The following is a 13,936-nucleotide window of genomic DNA, read 5'->3' as shown; positions in this document are numbered from 1 at the left end:
CGCTTCTACGACTTAAAGCTTTAACGCCCTCTCAAGCTGATGCAACGCCTTGCTTAACAGAGGTTGGGCGATGAACAACACTTCTGAAGCCGCCGAGATTGACCCGTGTTCATATACGGCTATGAAATAACCTGGCGGCTTCAATTTACTCATGCATCACGCTGCCACAGCAGTTTTTTACCGAAGCCGAGTGTGTTGTCGGTCATTTTGATTTCGTCGAGTTGCAGCTGCCAGATAGGCGCTTTCATTGCGATCGCTACCGGGAAATGTTTGCAGTAGAGCGTGCGGGCCGACTTGTCTTCATGATCTTCTAAAATCGTGGCGCTGCCTCGATACTGAATGCCTTTAATCAGGGCGACAGTCTTGGGCTGAGTGGCGATCGTACCCACAATGTGAGGATTCTTTTGCATTAATGCGCCGTGGCGAGTCTTTAGTTCGGTCATAAAATACAGACACATACGTTCAACATCGGTCACATAAAAACAGTTGGCGCTCCAGATATCACCTTCAGCATGAGCGCATAAAGCAAGCACATGATTTTTATTCAAATAACGACTAATAATCTTTATGTCATCGGGATCGTTCATACCTTTCTCCTGGAGAAAAATTCTTTTTATTTTAGCGCGATACCCAACAAGTTACAGTCTGCGATTGCCTGAGGAGGTGCGTAAGGTGCGCTTTTGCTTCACACAGCCGCTGCATCAGGGGTAATCTGTGGCACACATCTTATTCTTAGAGTCATTCAAATATTGTGGCCTGCTCTTCCTCTGAACCGATTATTACTCTTTGGCATCTCTATATGCTGCGTACCCCGACTGGCATGCTGTATACCGGGATCACCACCGATGTGTTACGTCGCCAGCAACAGCATCAAAGTGGCAAGGGGGCAAAATCCTTACGGGGAAAGGGAGAATTAACGCTGGTCTTTCACTGCCCGGCAGGCGACCGCTCTCAGGCTTCAAAACTCGAATATAAAATCAAACAGCTCAATAAAAAACAAAAAGAGAAATTGGTTAAAGATTATCCTAAAGATATCTTGGAATGGTTGGCTTAGGCTTTTATAAGTATCAGCTTATTTAAGGAATAAAAAAGGGGCGCTCAATGCGCCCCGATTCTATTAATACCGTGTTCTGCTAATTACAGAGCCAGGTTAACCATCACACCGCCGATAAACGCATCTTTAACCTGGCTAACTGCGCCCGGAGAAGAAACGTATTGCAGGTTTGGACGAATAGTCAGCCAATTAGCCACCTGAATACCGTAGTACAGTTCGTAGTTAACTTCTGCACCGCTTTGAATCGGCAAATAAGTTGGGTTGTTGTAGTTATCAACGCCGTTGGCCGCATTCTGCTCACGCTGTGTCTCGGTAACATCTTTGTTCACATGGATACGCGCTACGCCAAAGCCAAGCTCATCTTTAGGACGTGAATCGAAGATACCGCGATAAGTCACAGCGACTTCTTGATAGTTATCGGTTTTTGAAGTTTTCTTGTCGTTCATCACGCCTTGAACGGTCAGTGTCAGGCCGCGATTTTTGTCACCGGCAACTGAAGTCAGCTGTTGTTGAACCAGCAGGTAACCGCCGTAAGCGTGCGCATCACGGTCGTAAACTTCACTACCATTTTGAATCGAGCCGCTGCTGTAAACGTTGCCTTTGGTCGAGCTGTAGTAGGCACCTACAGCATATTTACCTGGAAGCTGTTCTGGTCCAAGTGATGGTTTCCAGCCAAATTCAACCGGAACCAGGTTGCCGACGGTACCTGTGGTATCCAGACGGAAGCCATTGCCAGTGTTGTAGTTTTTAGGGTTCTGGTTATAGATACCAACCTGAGCATAAACTTCTGGTGTGAAGTTCAGCTTGATACGGCCACCCCACTGGGATACAGGCCAGTTGTACCAGCGATCGCCACGCCAGTTACCCGCCTGTCCACTGCCCAATGCCAGGTTCTGGAAGTTGCTGTTCAGTGAGTCGAAATCTTCACCCACGGTCATACGGCCGGCTTTGATATTCAGAGTATCGTTGAAATATCCCTGACTAATCCAGAACTGTGTCAAACGCGTGGTTTGACCACGGCCCCAGACTTCCTGTGAGGAGGAAAGAGTGCCGCTACGTGGATCGCCAACAGCGTCGTTGGAAATGTTTCTACCGTTACGGTTGGTGACGGTGAACTGGAAGATCGTGTCTTTCCAGTTAAGTAATTTATCAAGGTCAAGGGTGGTGCCGGCCTGCCACTGGTCTGAATAACGCGCAGTGGTGTGCTTGTCATAACCACCGGAGAAATTGCTGCCCGTTTCAGAGGTGTAGTTAAGCTGGAAATCGATACCTTCATCTTTCAACGAGCTACGCGTGCCGCCCCAGTCTCCCAACATATAAGTGGAGTCTTCTGAGAACGGTCCTGCTGCATCGGCGGCCAATACGTGGGCTGAGCTAAAAAGCAGTCCAACAGAACATGCCAGATACAACTTTTTAAAACGGAGAGGAGATTTATTGGCCACTTTAGATTCCTTATAATTCTTAAAGTTCAGTTTAAACTTCAGTAAGAACTATATTATTCTTCAACACGTAATATTCTGTGACCTAGATTTGATTATTTAAAACAATATAATTAAAGATGTAACATAACATTGACAGGTATTGATTTAAATAACACCAGTTTAAACTTTTTGTGCTAAATATGTCTTAATTAATTCTGAAATGATAATAATTCACCTACTGAGCACTAATTGTTAACGCAAAAAACAACATGGCGGGACGTAATTATCACTTAAGTGACCGATATTTATTTGCACTTTATTTAACCAATCTTAATTAGCAATTTGAGCTATTCATTTGAATTAGCATTTTTAAGCGAAAAAAAAGCCAACGTAAGAACGTCGGCTTATTGGAAAAGATATTAAGACTTAAATGTGGTCAAAATGTGGAGGATATTCCACCAGCCCATTAGCACCTTCCAAGGCATTATCAGCTAAAACATACAGTTGAAAATGCTGCTCAGTGTCCGGCCATTTACAATGTAAATTGTGTGATGCAGCACGCTTGAAACCGAAGCGCCCGTAGTATTCTGGATCACCCAACACGACGACCGCCGCATAGCCAAATTCATTGAGAGAATCCAGACCTTCGTAAATCAGCTTTTCGCCAATTCCTTGCCGGCGCAATGATTCATCTACCGCCAGTGGCCCCAGCCCGACCCACTGACGATCTTCGCCATGCACATCGACCGGGGTGAAAGCAGCGTAACCCACGACACCGCCTTCATCATCGGTAGCCACCACGCCAAGAGTAAGCAAGCCATCTTCACGCAGGCGCTGGACCAAATCCGCCTCGCCATCGCGGCCAAAAGCCTGGCGCAGTAAATTATCAATGCCTGCGGCATCAACAGGTATTTCGACTCTGATTAACATGATATGGCTGCCGGAGAGAATGACTCGCCGTCCTCTTGTCTGTCAGCTTTACAATGTCTAGCTGCACTATTTGCTGTTTCGCTATTTGCTGCATAAATAAAGGCTGCAAGGCGATTAAGCCCCTCTCGCAATAAAACAGGCATGTTTTCAGGCTCAATGGAATCCATCAGATTTTTTACGTTCAGGCCCAATTCAGTGTCTCCTTCAATACGTAAACGCCTTTTGAAAAACAGCGTGTCAGGATCTTCTTTACGGGCGGCGACCAGTAACAGGTCATTCGCATTGCCAATAAAGCTTACGTCGGCCTCACCCTGCTCGCAAACGCGCAACTTGCCGTTCTCAACGGTCATAAGCCAGTACAGCGAAAGATCGCTTATCTCGATGCCTAGCCAGCGCCCCTCTAAAAAGGCGAGATCGCCGTCGGCAAGCGCCTGTCGAAATTGCCAGCCAAGCACCTGCTCTAAAAGCTGCCGTTTCAGGGCGAAAGGGGTAAATCTCAGCGGTACACTTAACAATGACGGCCCCTGACTCACCACCTGTGCTCGTAATTTTTGCAACACTGGCACTTCTCCTTAAGATGACTGGCTTGTGGACATATTGGACTAAATACAGCCTATTTTGCCATAAAGGAAATTATCCACCGCGGTCTGCATCAATATTCTCCTGTAAAAATAGTGCACCAGAAATACCCCATACACAACCTCTGCCTAAAGACACATTCATTCAAAAGATAATAAGCTGCCTTAAATCAAAATATTGCTACCAAGGCTTCTCTAAAATGAAGGTCGATTTTAGCCGCATATCGCGGGTGAAGCAGGAGAAGACCATGGAGCTACTTTGCCCGGCGGGAAATTTGCCCGCACTAAAAGCAGCCATAGATAACGGTGCAGATGCGGTCTATATCGGCCTGAAAGATGATACCAATGCCCGACACTTTGCCGGTCTCAATTTTACTGAGAAAAAGCTGCATGAGGCAGCAGAATACGCACACCGCCGCCATAGAAAGCTTCATGTTGCCATTAATACCTTTGCGCATCCTGCGGGTTATCAACGCTGGGAGCGCGCGGTGGATATGGCAGCTCAACAAGGCGCAGACGCGTTGATTCTGGCTGACCTGGCAATGCTGGAATATGCCGCCGCGCGATACCCGGACATTGAGCGCCACGTTTCGGTACAGGCATCGGCCACTAATCAGCAGGCGATCGCTTTCTATAAAAATAACTTCGATGTTGCCCGCGTGGTGTTGCCGCGCGTGCTATCGATGCATCAGGTACGCCAGCTTTCCCGCAGCACTTGCGTGCCGCTTGAGGTGTTTGCCTTCGGCAGTTTGTGCATCATGGCCGAGGGGCGTTGTTACCTGTCTTCCTATCTAACGGGTGAATCGCCAAATACTGCCGGCGCCTGTTCACCGGCTCGATTTGTGCGTTGGCAGCAGACCCCTGCGGGCATGGAGTCGCGGCTTAACGATGTGCTGATTGACCGCTACGCGCCGAATGAAAACGCCGGTTATCCCACTTTGTGCAAAGGCCGTTATCTGGTTGATGGCGTGCGTTATCACGCACTGGAAGAGCCTACTAGTCTGAATACTCTGGAATTATTGCCTGAGTTATTTGCCGCCAACGTGGTGTCGGTGAAAATTGAAGGACGCCAGCGCAGTCCTGCCTATGTTAGCCAGGTGACACGCATTTGGCGTGCCGCCATTGACCGCTGCCAGCGTGATCCTCAGAAATTTATCACAGAAAAAAGCTGGGTCAACGAGCTGGGATCGCTGGCCGAAGGCACGCAGACCACGCTCGGTGCCTATCATCGAGAATGGCAGTAATTAAGGTAAAATCATGAAATACTCATTAGGTGCCCTGCTTTATTACTGGTCAAAAACTGAAGTTGAGGCGTTTTATCAGGCAGCAATAAACAGCGCTGCGGATATTATTTATCTTGGCGAGAACGTCTGTAGCAAGCGGCGAGAAATGAAGGTCGCTGACTGGTTGAATTTGGCTAAACAGCTGAACGGCAGTGGCAAGCAGGTGGTGATTTCAACACTGGCGCTGTTACAGGCCCCTTCTGAGCTGACCGAGCTCAAGCGCTATGTCGAAAACGGTGATTTTTTGGTTGAGGCCAATGATATCGGCACCGTTAATATGCTGGCAGAACGCAGGCTGCCGTTTGTCGCAGGCCACGCGCTCAACTGTTATAACGCCGTTACTCTAAACATTTTGCTCAAACAAGGGATGACTCGCTGGTGTATGCCGGTAGAGCTTTCCCGAGACTGGCTGGCTCAGGTGTTGAGCCAATGTCAGGAACTCGGCATTCGCGACAAATTTGAAATTGAAGTGTTGGCTTACGGCCATTTGCCGCTGGCCTACTCGGCGCGCTGCTTTACTGCTCGCGCTGAAAATCGCGCCAAGGATGACTGTGAGACCTGCTGCATAAACTATCCGCTGGGCAGAAAGGTATTATCTCAAGAAAATCAGTCGGTGTTTGTGCTTAACGGCATCCAGACGCAGAGTGGATCCTGCTATAACCTCGGCAACGATCAGCTGACGATGCAAGGGCTGGTGGATATTGTCAGGCTTTCACCGTTGGGATTAAACACGCTCGAGGTACTGGCTGATTTTCGCGCCAATGAGCACGGTCTGCATCCTTTGCCGCTGACTTCGGATCTGGACTGCAACGGCTATTGGCAAAACATTGCCGGGCTGTCGCTGTCGCAGTAGATGCGACTGTCCGCTTTAAGCCGGTGTAACGTTAATCATTTTTCAGCGGTTTTTTACGATGCAGTAGCGAATGTAATTTACCGCTGTCACGCAGGATACCCAGACCGATCCCCGCCAGCGTGTATCCAATGCACAGCACCAGCAGCACAATGACATCGCCACCAACTTCGCTAAACGGTAACCCCATCTGATTGACCCCCGCTATTGCCTTGGTCGCCCATGTCGATGGCAGTAATGATGACACCACGCGCACCCAGCCGGGCTGGGCCTGCAGCGGCCAAATAGTACCGGAAAGATAAAATACCGGCATGGTAATAAATGACAGCGTCAGGTAGATCATTTCAACCGAGCGCAGGCATTCAGTCACAAACTTGCCTACCCCGAGTACTGCCAGTACAAATGGAAAAGTCAGCGCGATAATTTCTGGGATGCTGGCAGTTTGCCGATATCCCAGCATCCACGGCCACAAGACGAACAGCACGATCGACAGAAATAGCCAAATGGGTACTAATGCCGACAGAGCTCCGAAAAATGCCGGTAGTGCCGGTTTGCCCTCTGGCGCGCTTTTCATGGTGATGTTGACCCTGACGCTGGCGATCAGCAGCGAGTGCTGCAACAGCATCACCAACAGCCCGGGGAAAATGATCGCCGCAAAGCTGATCCCCGGATTAAACAGGTCTAACGTCTGGCCAACCATGGGTTGCAGTAGCACGTTGGCCTGTCGGGTACTGAATCCGCTGGCCAGCAACGTTTGGGTATTATATTGCGACAGCAGACTTTGATAGGCGGCCACCACGTCCTGCTGGATCTGCCCGTTAGCCAGTCGATTGGTGGCGTCACCATAAACGGGTATCACAATATCTTCGCCCGCCAGAATCTTCTTCTCGAGATCGATAGGCATGATCACCACGGCAAACAGCTTGCGCTCACCTAGATCACGGCGCGCTGCGGGAATGCTATCGTAAGCTACAGTCGTGATCTTTGAGGTGGCATCAAGATCGCGGGTCAGTAAACGGCTGGCACTGCTGTGATCTTGGTCAATCACCGCGACCGGGAGATCCCATACCGTGCGATTGGCATAAACTGTGCTCATCAGGCAAAGCGAAACCAGCAGCATCATCCACATCGGCTTCTCGAGCATTCCGTGCAGGGTATGTGTGAAGGTATGCCAGTAGATAGAAAATCCTTCGCTACACGTCATTTCCCTGGCTCCTGTTTTTTCAAACGCATATAGAGCTTTTTATGCACTAACAGCCCGGTAATTAGCGGGTAGACCAGCAAAATAGCGCAGACACTTAAAATCTGGCCGCTGGGAACCTGGCGCAGAAAAACGTCAAACATGGCGTTGAGTGCATGAGTTAATGGCTCGATTTCAGAAATGATTCGTGCAGGCAACGGCATCGACAGTTCAGGCACCGCCATACCAGAAAAGGTCAGCGCCAGGCCAACGAAGATAGCCATCATCGTATAGGCAGTAATGGTGGTGCTGGTAAAAGTAAACAGCAGCAATCCGAGGCTTTGTGCGGAGATAACGTAAAAGAAGGCGATGACCAGCATATCCAGCGGATTACCGCTAACACGCGCATCAAACACTCCGACCAGTAAGGCAATTTCTACCATCAACAATGCCGTAAAGCACAGTGTATAAGGCGCAAGTTTGCCCAGCAGCCCGAAGGTAAATGATGGCGCGGCAATTAGCGGCTGGCTGCGAGCCATGACATAAATCATGCAGGTGACGGTAAAAAGTTGCAGCAGATGAATGGTTGCGGCGAACTGTTGATAGTAAATGTAGCTACCGCTGGCGTTAAACAAACTGCCATATGAGAGATCGACGCTGGCCATAGACGGCACGGTTTTACCAATCTCGGCGGCGATGATGCTGCGATAGCTGGTGTTCAGTTCGGTTATTAGTCCACTGAAATCCTGCGTCGAATAGAGGCCCGCGCCATAAAATAAAGCATTGTAATACAGCACGACACTTGGCTGACGACCGGCCAGCACATCGGCCTCGAAACGTGGGGGAATGTAGAGCAACGCGTAGTCTTGAGCAGTGCGCAGGCGATGCTCGGCTTCTGGTAAACCTCCGGCGTAGGCTTCAACGTGAGCGTGCGAACCAGCATCCAGCTTACGGGTCAGTTCTTTGGAGAGTTTACTGTGGTCGTTATCGACCACTGAAACCGGCAAATCCAGCAGCGTACCTTCGGAGAAGTTGCTGGCTATCAGCGCAAACAGGATCAGCGGAAAACACCAGCACAACCAGTGGATCACCGGCTGTCGAAATGCGTGGTTAGCCTCACGGTTGAATGAACGACTGAAACAGCGCCATGCGGCTTTGGCTCGATGAATTGCGTGGGCCATTAGTGGCTCGCTTTCCACAGCCACAGCGCACTCATGCCCTGCCGTAACCCTGCAACGGGCTGCAGCGGATAGAGCCTGACCTCAAAAGTTTTTAAATCGAAATCACCGGTTGCACGTGTTGCCCGTTTAGTCGCGTAGTCTCCGAGGGGCGCAATGTAGCGGATTTCGGCCTGCACCTCTTTGTTGCCAATACCCGGCACTCGCAGGGTAATTTTGTCCCCCTTACGGATGCCAGCCACGATATCTTCACGCATATTAAAGACAAAATAGGCAAGCGGCAGCTGCACCAGAGTCAGTAGCGGGCTATCTGCGCTTTCTAGTTCGCCGACTTCGGTTGGAATCGGCCCCACTTCTCCGTCAACCGGTGCCTTGACTTGCAGATCGTCGGTTTGCGCTTTCAGTTCCAGCAGATTTTCTTCAGCGACGCGCAGCTCGGCGGCATAGACATCGCGCTGCTCAATACGGTCGCCGTTAAGCCCTTCATCGAGATTTGCTTTGGCGACCTGGACCTGTTGGAAGGCACTGTCGCGAGATTCACGCGAGTCTTCCAGATCAGAAGCCGAAATATAGCCTTTAGCGGCAATACTCGCATTTCGATTATACAGATCACGAGCGTTTACATACGCCGCCTGCGACTGGGCCAGCGTAGCTTTCAGATTACGAATGCTCTCCTCACGCGTTCCGTTCAACGAGAGATCCAACTGAGCCTTGGCCTGATCGCGCGAGGCCTGCAGGGATCGCAACTGGGCCATCAGCTCTGGGCTGTCGAGAGTAATCAGCAACTGCCCGGTTTTAACATCATCCCCGCGCTGCACGTGACGCTCTATAATTCTGCCTTTGGCTTTCGACGCGACGATCACCTCAGGGGCATCGACCTCACCCTGCAATAATAAAGACTGATTACTGGCGCGAAACAATACGGCAAGAGAGATAACAACAGCGACCAAAAGTAACGTGAGCAGGACTCTTTTATTCATCTTTCTCTTACCTTTTAACCTATTTAATGTGTCTATTTTTAGCACATAATATAGTAGTCGATAAGGCATTGAATTGTGCATGGTTACTACAGAATTCGCCCATTTAGAACGATCTACCGCTCAAATAGCGTATTCAGGCGGCAACAAATGATTAATACTGATTTTTATCATTAGCTGGCAAAGATTTAACTTTCGTCAGAGATTACAAGGTGAATAAAAATATGTCTGAAGCGAACGCTAATAGCATTGCTGTACCTTTCTCTGTGCTCGATCTCGCCCCGGTCCCTCAGGGCAAGTCCCCGGCAAACGCTTTCCAGTGCTCTCTCGAGCTGGCACAACATGCCGAAAAATGGGGCTACCAGCGTTACTGGTTAGCCGAGCACCATAACATGACCGGTATTGCCAGTGCGGCAACCTCAGTGCTGATTGGCTTTATTGCCGCCGGTACCAAAAGTATTCGCATTGGATCAGGCGGTGTGATGCTGCCAAACCATTCTCCTCTGGTGATCGCCGAGCAGTTCGGCACGCTGGCCACGCTTTATCCTGACCGTATTGATCTCGGTTTGGGTCGCGCGCCGGGTACCGATCAACGCACAATGATTGCTTTGCGCCGGAATATGTCGGGGGAGATTGATAACTTCCCGCAGGACGTGCAGGAGCTGCAATATTATTTCGACGACGTTAAGCCCGAACAGCCGGTGCAAGCCGTGCCTGGTCAGGGACTTCACGTGCCAATCTGGTTACTGGGTTCAAGCCTTTACAGTGCTCAACTGGCCGCCGCGCTGGGCCTGCCTTTTGCCTTCGCTTCACACTTTGCCCCTGACATGCTCTATCAGGCGTTAGCGATTTATCGCAGCAAGTTCAAGCCTTCCGCCCAATTGCAAAAACCGCATGCGATGGTATGTATCAACGCCATTGCCGCCGATACTGACGAAGAAGCACGCCGGATGTTTACCTCCAACCAGCAACAGTTTATCAATCTGCGTCGTGGTAAACCGGGCAAGCTGCCGGCTCCGGTCGACAATATTGAAAGCCTGTGGGCGCCGCAGGAACGTTTTGGCGTCGATCAGGCTCTTCGCCTGTCGGTAGTGGGTAATAAAGAAACTATTCGTCAGGGCCTGCAGGCAATCCTGCGTGAAACTGACGCCGACGAGCTGATGATTAACGGCCAGATTTTTGATCACACAGCGCGTTTGCACTCGTTCGAAATTGTTTCACAGCTGCAGGGTGAAATAGTAAAACCGGCACGCATCGATTAAACGTTGCCGTTTTCAGCGTATAAAAAAACCAGCCCGAAGGCTGGTTTTTTATTGCTCATCTATCACACGCCTCGCGGCCAGATAGATTATGCGTCGGTAGTGCGACGTGGGGTACGGCTTGGTGGACGACGATCGCCCGCTGCCGAGTTACCGCCTTCACGACGCTCACCGTTAAATGGACGGCCACGGCCTGCGCCAGCACCTGCTCCACCTTCACGACGATCACCGCTGAAAGAACGCGGAGCACCGTTACCGCGACGCTCACCTCCAGCACCGGCTGGACGCTCACGACGATCGGATTGTGGTACTGCATCGCCCATCAACTGCATGTTCATCGGCTTGTTCAGGATACGGGTACGGGTGAAATGAGACAGAATTTCGCCCGGCATACCTTTAGGCAGCTCGATAGTTGAGTGGGTACCGAACAGCTTGATGTTACCGATGTAACGGCTGCTGATATCGCCTTCGTTAGCGATAGCGCCAACGATGTGACGAACTTCAACACCATCATCACGGCCAACTTCAATGCGGTAAAGTTCCATTTCGCCAGCGTCACGACGTTCACGACGTGGAGCGCCATCACGCGCAGGACGATCGCCATCACGTGCCGGGCGGTCGCCGCGAGCAGGACGGTCACCACGAGCCGAGCGATCACCACGGTCAGCACGATCTTCAAATTCGCGACGCGGTGGACGGCTTTTGAAGATTGGGTCAGCGGCAACAATCAGAGGACGTTCGCCCTGAGCCATTTTCAGCAGTGCTGCGGCCAGAGTCTCAACATCCAACTCTTCTGCAGGTTGCAGTTGAGCCAACAGCGCACGGTACTGATCCAAATCGCTGCTTTCAAGCTGCTGCTGAACTTTAGCGGCAAACTTGGCCAGACGGCGTTGACCCAGCACTTCTGCAGTTGGCAATTCCACTTCTGGAATAGTCAGCTTCATGGTGCGTTCTACGTTGCGCAGCAGGCGACGTTCGCGGTTCTCTACGAACAGCAAAGCGCGACCAGCACGGCCTGCACGGCCGGTACGGCCGATACGGTGAACGTAAGATTCTGAATCCATTGGGATATCGTAGTTAACAACCAGGCTGATACGTTCAACGTCCAGACCACGTGCTGCCACGTCGGTTGCAATCAGAATATCCAGACGGCCATCTTTCAGACGTTCCAGAGTCTGCTCACGCAGAGCCTGGTTCATGTCGCCGTTCAGTGCTGCAGAGCTATAACCACTACGCTCCAGCGCTTCAGCTACTTCCAGAGTTGCGTTTTTGGTGCGAACAAAGATGATAGCTGCGTCAAAATCTTCTGCTTCCAGGAATCGAACCAGTGCTTCGTTCTTACGCATACCGTGTACAGTCCAGTAACTCTGGCTGATGTCAGGGCGAGTAGTGATGCTCGACTGGATGCGAACTTCCTGTGGATCTTTCATGAAGCGACGAGTAATACGACGAATCGCTTCTGGCATGGTTGCAGAGAACAGCGCGGTCTGATGTTCAGCCGGGATCTGCGCCATGATAGTTTCTACGTCTTCGATGAAGCCCATACGCAGCATTTCATCGGCTTCGTCGAGCACCAGGCCGCTCAGGTTAGAGAGGTTCAGAGTGCCACGTTTCAGGTGGTCAAGCAGACGACCAGGAGTACCCACAACGACCTGTGGACCCTGACGCAGAGCGCGCAGCTGCACGTCATAACGTTGGCCGCCGTATAGTGCAACAACGTTCACGCCGTGCATGTGTTTAGAGAAATCGGTCATCGCCTCAGCAACCTGAACCGCCAGTTCGCGGGTTGGTGCCAAAACAAGAATTTGTGGTGCTTTCAAAGAAGCATCAATGTTGTGCAACAGTGGCAGCGAGAATGCTGCAGTTTTACCGCTACCGGTCTGAGCCATACCCAGAACGTCACGGCCGCTCAACAGGTGAGGAATACACTCAGCCTGGATCGGTGATGGTTTTTCGTAACCCAGATCGGTAAGGGCAGAAATGATCGGAGCAGACAGCCCCAGGTCAGCAAAAGAGGTTTCAAGCTCAGTAGTCATGTACACGTGCCTCATTAATAATGGCAGCCAGTCTACATAACTCGTCGAGAAAATTTTCAGTCATTTTCATTGAAAAGTGTGAACCGGCTCAAATTAGTTTATAAAACGAACAAAGCAACCCTCGCCCGTTAAGGCGATTAAAAATGGCATAGGCCATGGTTAATCAGGCTGATTAGTGTCGTCAGCTATTGCTGGTCCGATTCTGATAGGTCGTCTTGCTCTTGGCCCAATAGCGCCAATTCCAACAATGCATAGCGGTGCTCAACAAAGTTGTGGACATTGTTAGCTACCGTCAGTTTGAACAGAGCAGAAGCGCTGTCCTTGTCCCCCAGACTTAGGTAATGCTTACCTAAATAGAAGTCAGTTTCACTGAGATGCTCAGCGAGCGAAGTGTTATCCGTTGCTTCTGCCTTCAGGCGGTCCATCAGCGTGGATTCGCTGATTTTGCCAAGGTAGAATTCGACGATATTCCATCCCCATTGCCCTCTGTCCGCTTTGTCATAACGCTGCTGGAGCGCTACTTCGGCATTCTTGGGATTGATTTCTCTTTCCACAAGATATAGCCATAACGAACGGAAGGGATCATTTGGATCGTCTCGATAAAACGCCTGCAAATCATCCTGCGCTAGCGGATATCTGCCACCGTAATACAGGGCGATACCGCGATTTAAACGCGCGTAATTGTAAGTTGGATCAAGCTCTAGTACAGAATCAAACGCTTCATAGGCGGCATCGTAGTTGCCGGCCTGCGTTAGGTAAATCCCCAGGTAGTTAAAAACTTCTGGCATATCAGGACGAATAGACAGCGCTTGTGAAAAATCATTTCGCGCCAGTGCTCTTAGCCCAAGACTATCATACAGCACACCGCGCTCATATAATAGCTGTGCGCGCTCATCATCTGTTAATGAACGGCTGGCAAGTATTTGTTCCATTCGAGCCAGGATAACTTCCTGCTGCAAAGTTGGCTGCAGCGGGATCGCCAGCACCTCGTTTTTGCGCCAGTCATGGTTGCTGCATCCTGCCAACAAAAGTGTTGTCGCAACATAACAACAGCGCAAGAAAGGCTTCATTTCAACTCCCGAAGACAAACATTGGACAAACTTCCTGTTATCCGCTTGCTTAGCATAAGTGCTTCCTGCACTCATGATACGAACAGCCCCCGGCAGAAATACCGGGAGACTGTAAACTAC

At 50.4% G+C, this 13,936-nt stretch carries 15 protein-coding genes; 4 read left to right on the top strand and 11 right to left on the bottom strand.

What is annotated here, in order from left to right:
- Positions 1-12 precede the first annotated feature (12 nt).
- Positions 13-153 carry a LysR family transcriptional regulator gene (locus tag AB3G37_RS02960; protein ID WP_369789654.1) on the bottom strand — a complete coding sequence of 47 codons (141 nt, stop codon included), beginning with the start codon at positions 151-153 and terminating at the stop codon, positions 13-15.
- On the bottom strand, positions 150-587 hold the full coding sequence (locus tag AB3G37_RS02955) for a YhbP family protein (protein ID WP_369789653.1): 438 nt from the start codon (positions 585-587) through the stop codon (positions 150-152). The genes AB3G37_RS02960 and AB3G37_RS02955 overlap by 4 nt, the downstream gene beginning before the upstream one ends.
- A gap of 212 nt (positions 588-799) precedes the next feature.
- Between AB3G37_RS02955 and AB3G37_RS02950 the strand changes: the two genes are divergently transcribed.
- Entirely contained in the window at positions 800-1,054 is a 255-nt protein-coding gene (locus AB3G37_RS02950; protein ID WP_009636803.1) for a GIY-YIG nuclease family protein, read from the top strand.
- A gap of 83 nt (positions 1,055-1,137) precedes the next feature.
- Here the strand turns inward: AB3G37_RS02950 and AB3G37_RS02945 are convergent, their stop codons facing one another.
- The 3 genes from AB3G37_RS02945 to AB3G37_RS02935 all read right to left on the bottom strand — a co-directional run bounded on the left by AB3G37_RS02945 (position 1,138) and on the right by AB3G37_RS02935 (position 3,965).
- Positions 1,138-2,496, bottom strand: a complete 1,359-nt coding sequence (locus AB3G37_RS02945; RefSeq protein ID WP_369789652.1) for a carbohydrate porin — start codon at positions 2,494-2,496, stop codon at positions 1,138-1,140.
- A 405-nt stretch (positions 2,497-2,901) separates the two neighbouring features.
- Positions 2,902-3,405, bottom strand: a complete 504-nt coding sequence (locus AB3G37_RS02940; protein ID WP_369789651.1) for a GNAT family N-acetyltransferase — start codon at positions 3,403-3,405, stop codon at positions 2,902-2,904.
- A complete protein-coding gene (locus tag AB3G37_RS02935; RefSeq protein WP_369789650.1) occupies positions 3,399-3,965 on the bottom strand; it encodes an SCP2 domain-containing protein in 567 nt (188 codons plus the stop codon). The genes AB3G37_RS02940 and AB3G37_RS02935 overlap by 7 nt, the downstream gene beginning before the upstream one ends.
- Positions 3,966-4,231: 266 nt before the next feature.
- Between AB3G37_RS02935 and AB3G37_RS02930 the strand changes: the two genes are divergently transcribed.
- Both AB3G37_RS02930 and AB3G37_RS02925 read left to right on the top strand, forming a co-directional pair.
- Positions 4,232-5,227, top strand: coding sequence for a peptidase U32 family protein (locus AB3G37_RS02930; protein ID WP_369789649.1), 996 nt, complete (start codon positions 4,232-4,234; stop codon positions 5,225-5,227).
- 13 nt (positions 5,228-5,240) lie between these two features.
- Positions 5,241-6,119, top strand: a complete 879-nt coding sequence (locus AB3G37_RS02925; RefSeq protein ID WP_369789648.1) for a U32 family peptidase — start codon at positions 5,241-5,243, stop codon at positions 6,117-6,119.
- Between the two features lie 31 nt (positions 6,120-6,150).
- On the opposite strand, the gene AB3G37_RS02920 is transcribed toward AB3G37_RS02925, so the two are convergent.
- Genes AB3G37_RS02920 through AB3G37_RS02910 form a run of 3 tightly spaced genes read right to left on the bottom strand, consistent with a single transcriptional unit; the run spans position 6,151 to position 9,454 of the window.
- Positions 6,151-7,320 carry an ABC transporter permease gene (locus tag AB3G37_RS02920; protein WP_369789647.1) on the bottom strand — a complete coding sequence of 390 codons (1,170 nt, stop codon included), beginning with the start codon at positions 7,318-7,320 and terminating at the stop codon, positions 6,151-6,153.
- Complete coding sequence (locus tag AB3G37_RS02915) at positions 7,317-8,477, bottom strand: ABC transporter permease (protein WP_369789646.1); 1,161 nt, start codon at positions 8,475-8,477, stop codon at positions 7,317-7,319. The genes AB3G37_RS02920 and AB3G37_RS02915 overlap by 4 nt, the downstream gene beginning before the upstream one ends.
- The gene (locus AB3G37_RS02910; protein ID WP_369789645.1) at positions 8,477-9,454 is read right to left on the bottom strand and encodes an HlyD family secretion protein; all 978 of its coding nucleotides are present in this window, start codon (positions 9,452-9,454) and stop codon (positions 8,477-8,479) included. Before AB3G37_RS02910 ends, AB3G37_RS02915 begins: the two co-directional genes overlap by 1 nt.
- Before the next feature lie 221 nt (positions 9,455-9,675).
- On the opposite strand from AB3G37_RS02910, the gene AB3G37_RS02905 reads away from it, so the two are divergent.
- On the top strand, positions 9,676-10,713 hold the full coding sequence (locus tag AB3G37_RS02905; RefSeq protein ID WP_009636794.1) for a luciferase-like monooxygenase: 1,038 nt from the start codon (positions 9,676-9,678) through the stop codon (positions 10,711-10,713).
- Between the two features lie 86 nt (positions 10,714-10,799).
- Here the strand turns inward: AB3G37_RS02905 and AB3G37_RS02900 are convergent, their stop codons facing one another.
- The 3 genes from AB3G37_RS02900 to nlpI all read right to left on the bottom strand — a co-directional run bounded on the left by AB3G37_RS02900 (position 10,800) and on the right by nlpI (position 13,816).
- On the bottom strand, positions 10,800-12,746 hold the full coding sequence (locus AB3G37_RS02900; RefSeq protein ID WP_009636793.1) for a DEAD/DEAH family ATP-dependent RNA helicase: 1,947 nt from the start codon (positions 12,744-12,746) through the stop codon (positions 10,800-10,802).
- Positions 12,736-12,810, bottom strand: coding sequence for a protein YrbN (gene yrbN, locus AB3G37_RS02895; protein WP_223499600.1), 75 nt, complete (start codon positions 12,808-12,810; stop codon positions 12,736-12,738). The genes AB3G37_RS02900 and yrbN overlap by 11 nt, the downstream gene beginning before the upstream one ends.
- A 121-nt stretch (positions 12,811-12,931) precedes the next feature.
- On the bottom strand, positions 12,932-13,816 hold the full coding sequence (gene nlpI / locus AB3G37_RS02890) for a lipoprotein NlpI (RefSeq protein WP_009636792.1): 885 nt from the start codon (positions 13,814-13,816) through the stop codon (positions 12,932-12,934).
- Positions 13,817-13,936: the final 120 nt, after the last annotated feature.

The sequence above is a fragment of the Rouxiella sp. WC2420 genome, assembly GCF_041200025.1.
GTDB lineage: Bacteria > Pseudomonadota > Gammaproteobacteria > Enterobacterales > Enterobacteriaceae > Rouxiella.
The sequence above is the reverse complement of the archived record's forward strand: the minus strand, read 5'-3'. Positions and strand labels throughout refer to the sequence as shown.

What these genes read in the sequence shown, in the direction of transcription:
- AB3G37_RS02960 (WP_369789654.1), bottom strand. Translation starts at nt 153, where the DNA reads ATGAGTAAATTGAAGCCGCCAGGTTATTTCATAGCCGTATATGAACAC.
- AB3G37_RS02955 (WP_369789653.1), bottom strand. Translation starts at nt 587, where the DNA reads ATGAACGATCCCGATGACATAAAGATTATTAGTCGTTATTTGAATAAA.
- AB3G37_RS02950 (WP_009636803.1), top strand. Translation starts at nt 800, where the DNA reads ATGCTGCGTACCCCGACTGGCATGCTGTATACCGGGATCACCACCGAT.
- AB3G37_RS02940 (WP_369789651.1), bottom strand. Translation starts at nt 3,405, where the DNA reads ATGTTAATCAGAGTCGAAATACCTGTTGATGCCGCAGGCATTGATAAT.
- AB3G37_RS02930 (WP_369789649.1), top strand. Translation starts at nt 4,232, where the DNA reads ATGGAGCTACTTTGCCCGGCGGGAAATTTGCCCGCACTAAAAGCAGCC.
- AB3G37_RS02925 (WP_369789648.1), top strand. Translation starts at nt 5,241, where the DNA reads ATGAAATACTCATTAGGTGCCCTGCTTTATTACTGGTCAAAAACTGAA.
- AB3G37_RS02920 (WP_369789647.1), bottom strand. Translation starts at nt 7,320, where the DNA reads ATGACGTGTAGCGAAGGATTTTCTATCTACTGGCATACCTTCACACAT.
- AB3G37_RS02915 (WP_369789646.1), bottom strand. Translation starts at nt 8,477, where the DNA reads ATGGCCCACGCAATTCATCGAGCCAAAGCCGCATGGCGCTGTTTCAGT.
- AB3G37_RS02910 (WP_369789645.1), bottom strand. Translation starts at nt 9,454, where the DNA reads ATGAATAAAAGAGTCCTGCTCACGTTACTTTTGGTCGCTGTTGTTATC.
- AB3G37_RS02905 (WP_009636794.1), top strand. Translation starts at nt 9,676, where the DNA reads ATGTCTGAAGCGAACGCTAATAGCATTGCTGTACCTTTCTCTGTGCTC.
- AB3G37_RS02900 (WP_009636793.1), bottom strand. Translation starts at nt 12,746, where the DNA reads ATGACTACTGAGCTTGAAACCTCTTTTGCTGACCTGGGGCTGTCTGCT.
- nlpI (WP_009636792.1), bottom strand. Translation starts at nt 13,816, where the DNA reads ATGAAGCCTTTCTTGCGCTGTTGTTATGTTGCGACAACACTTTTGTTG.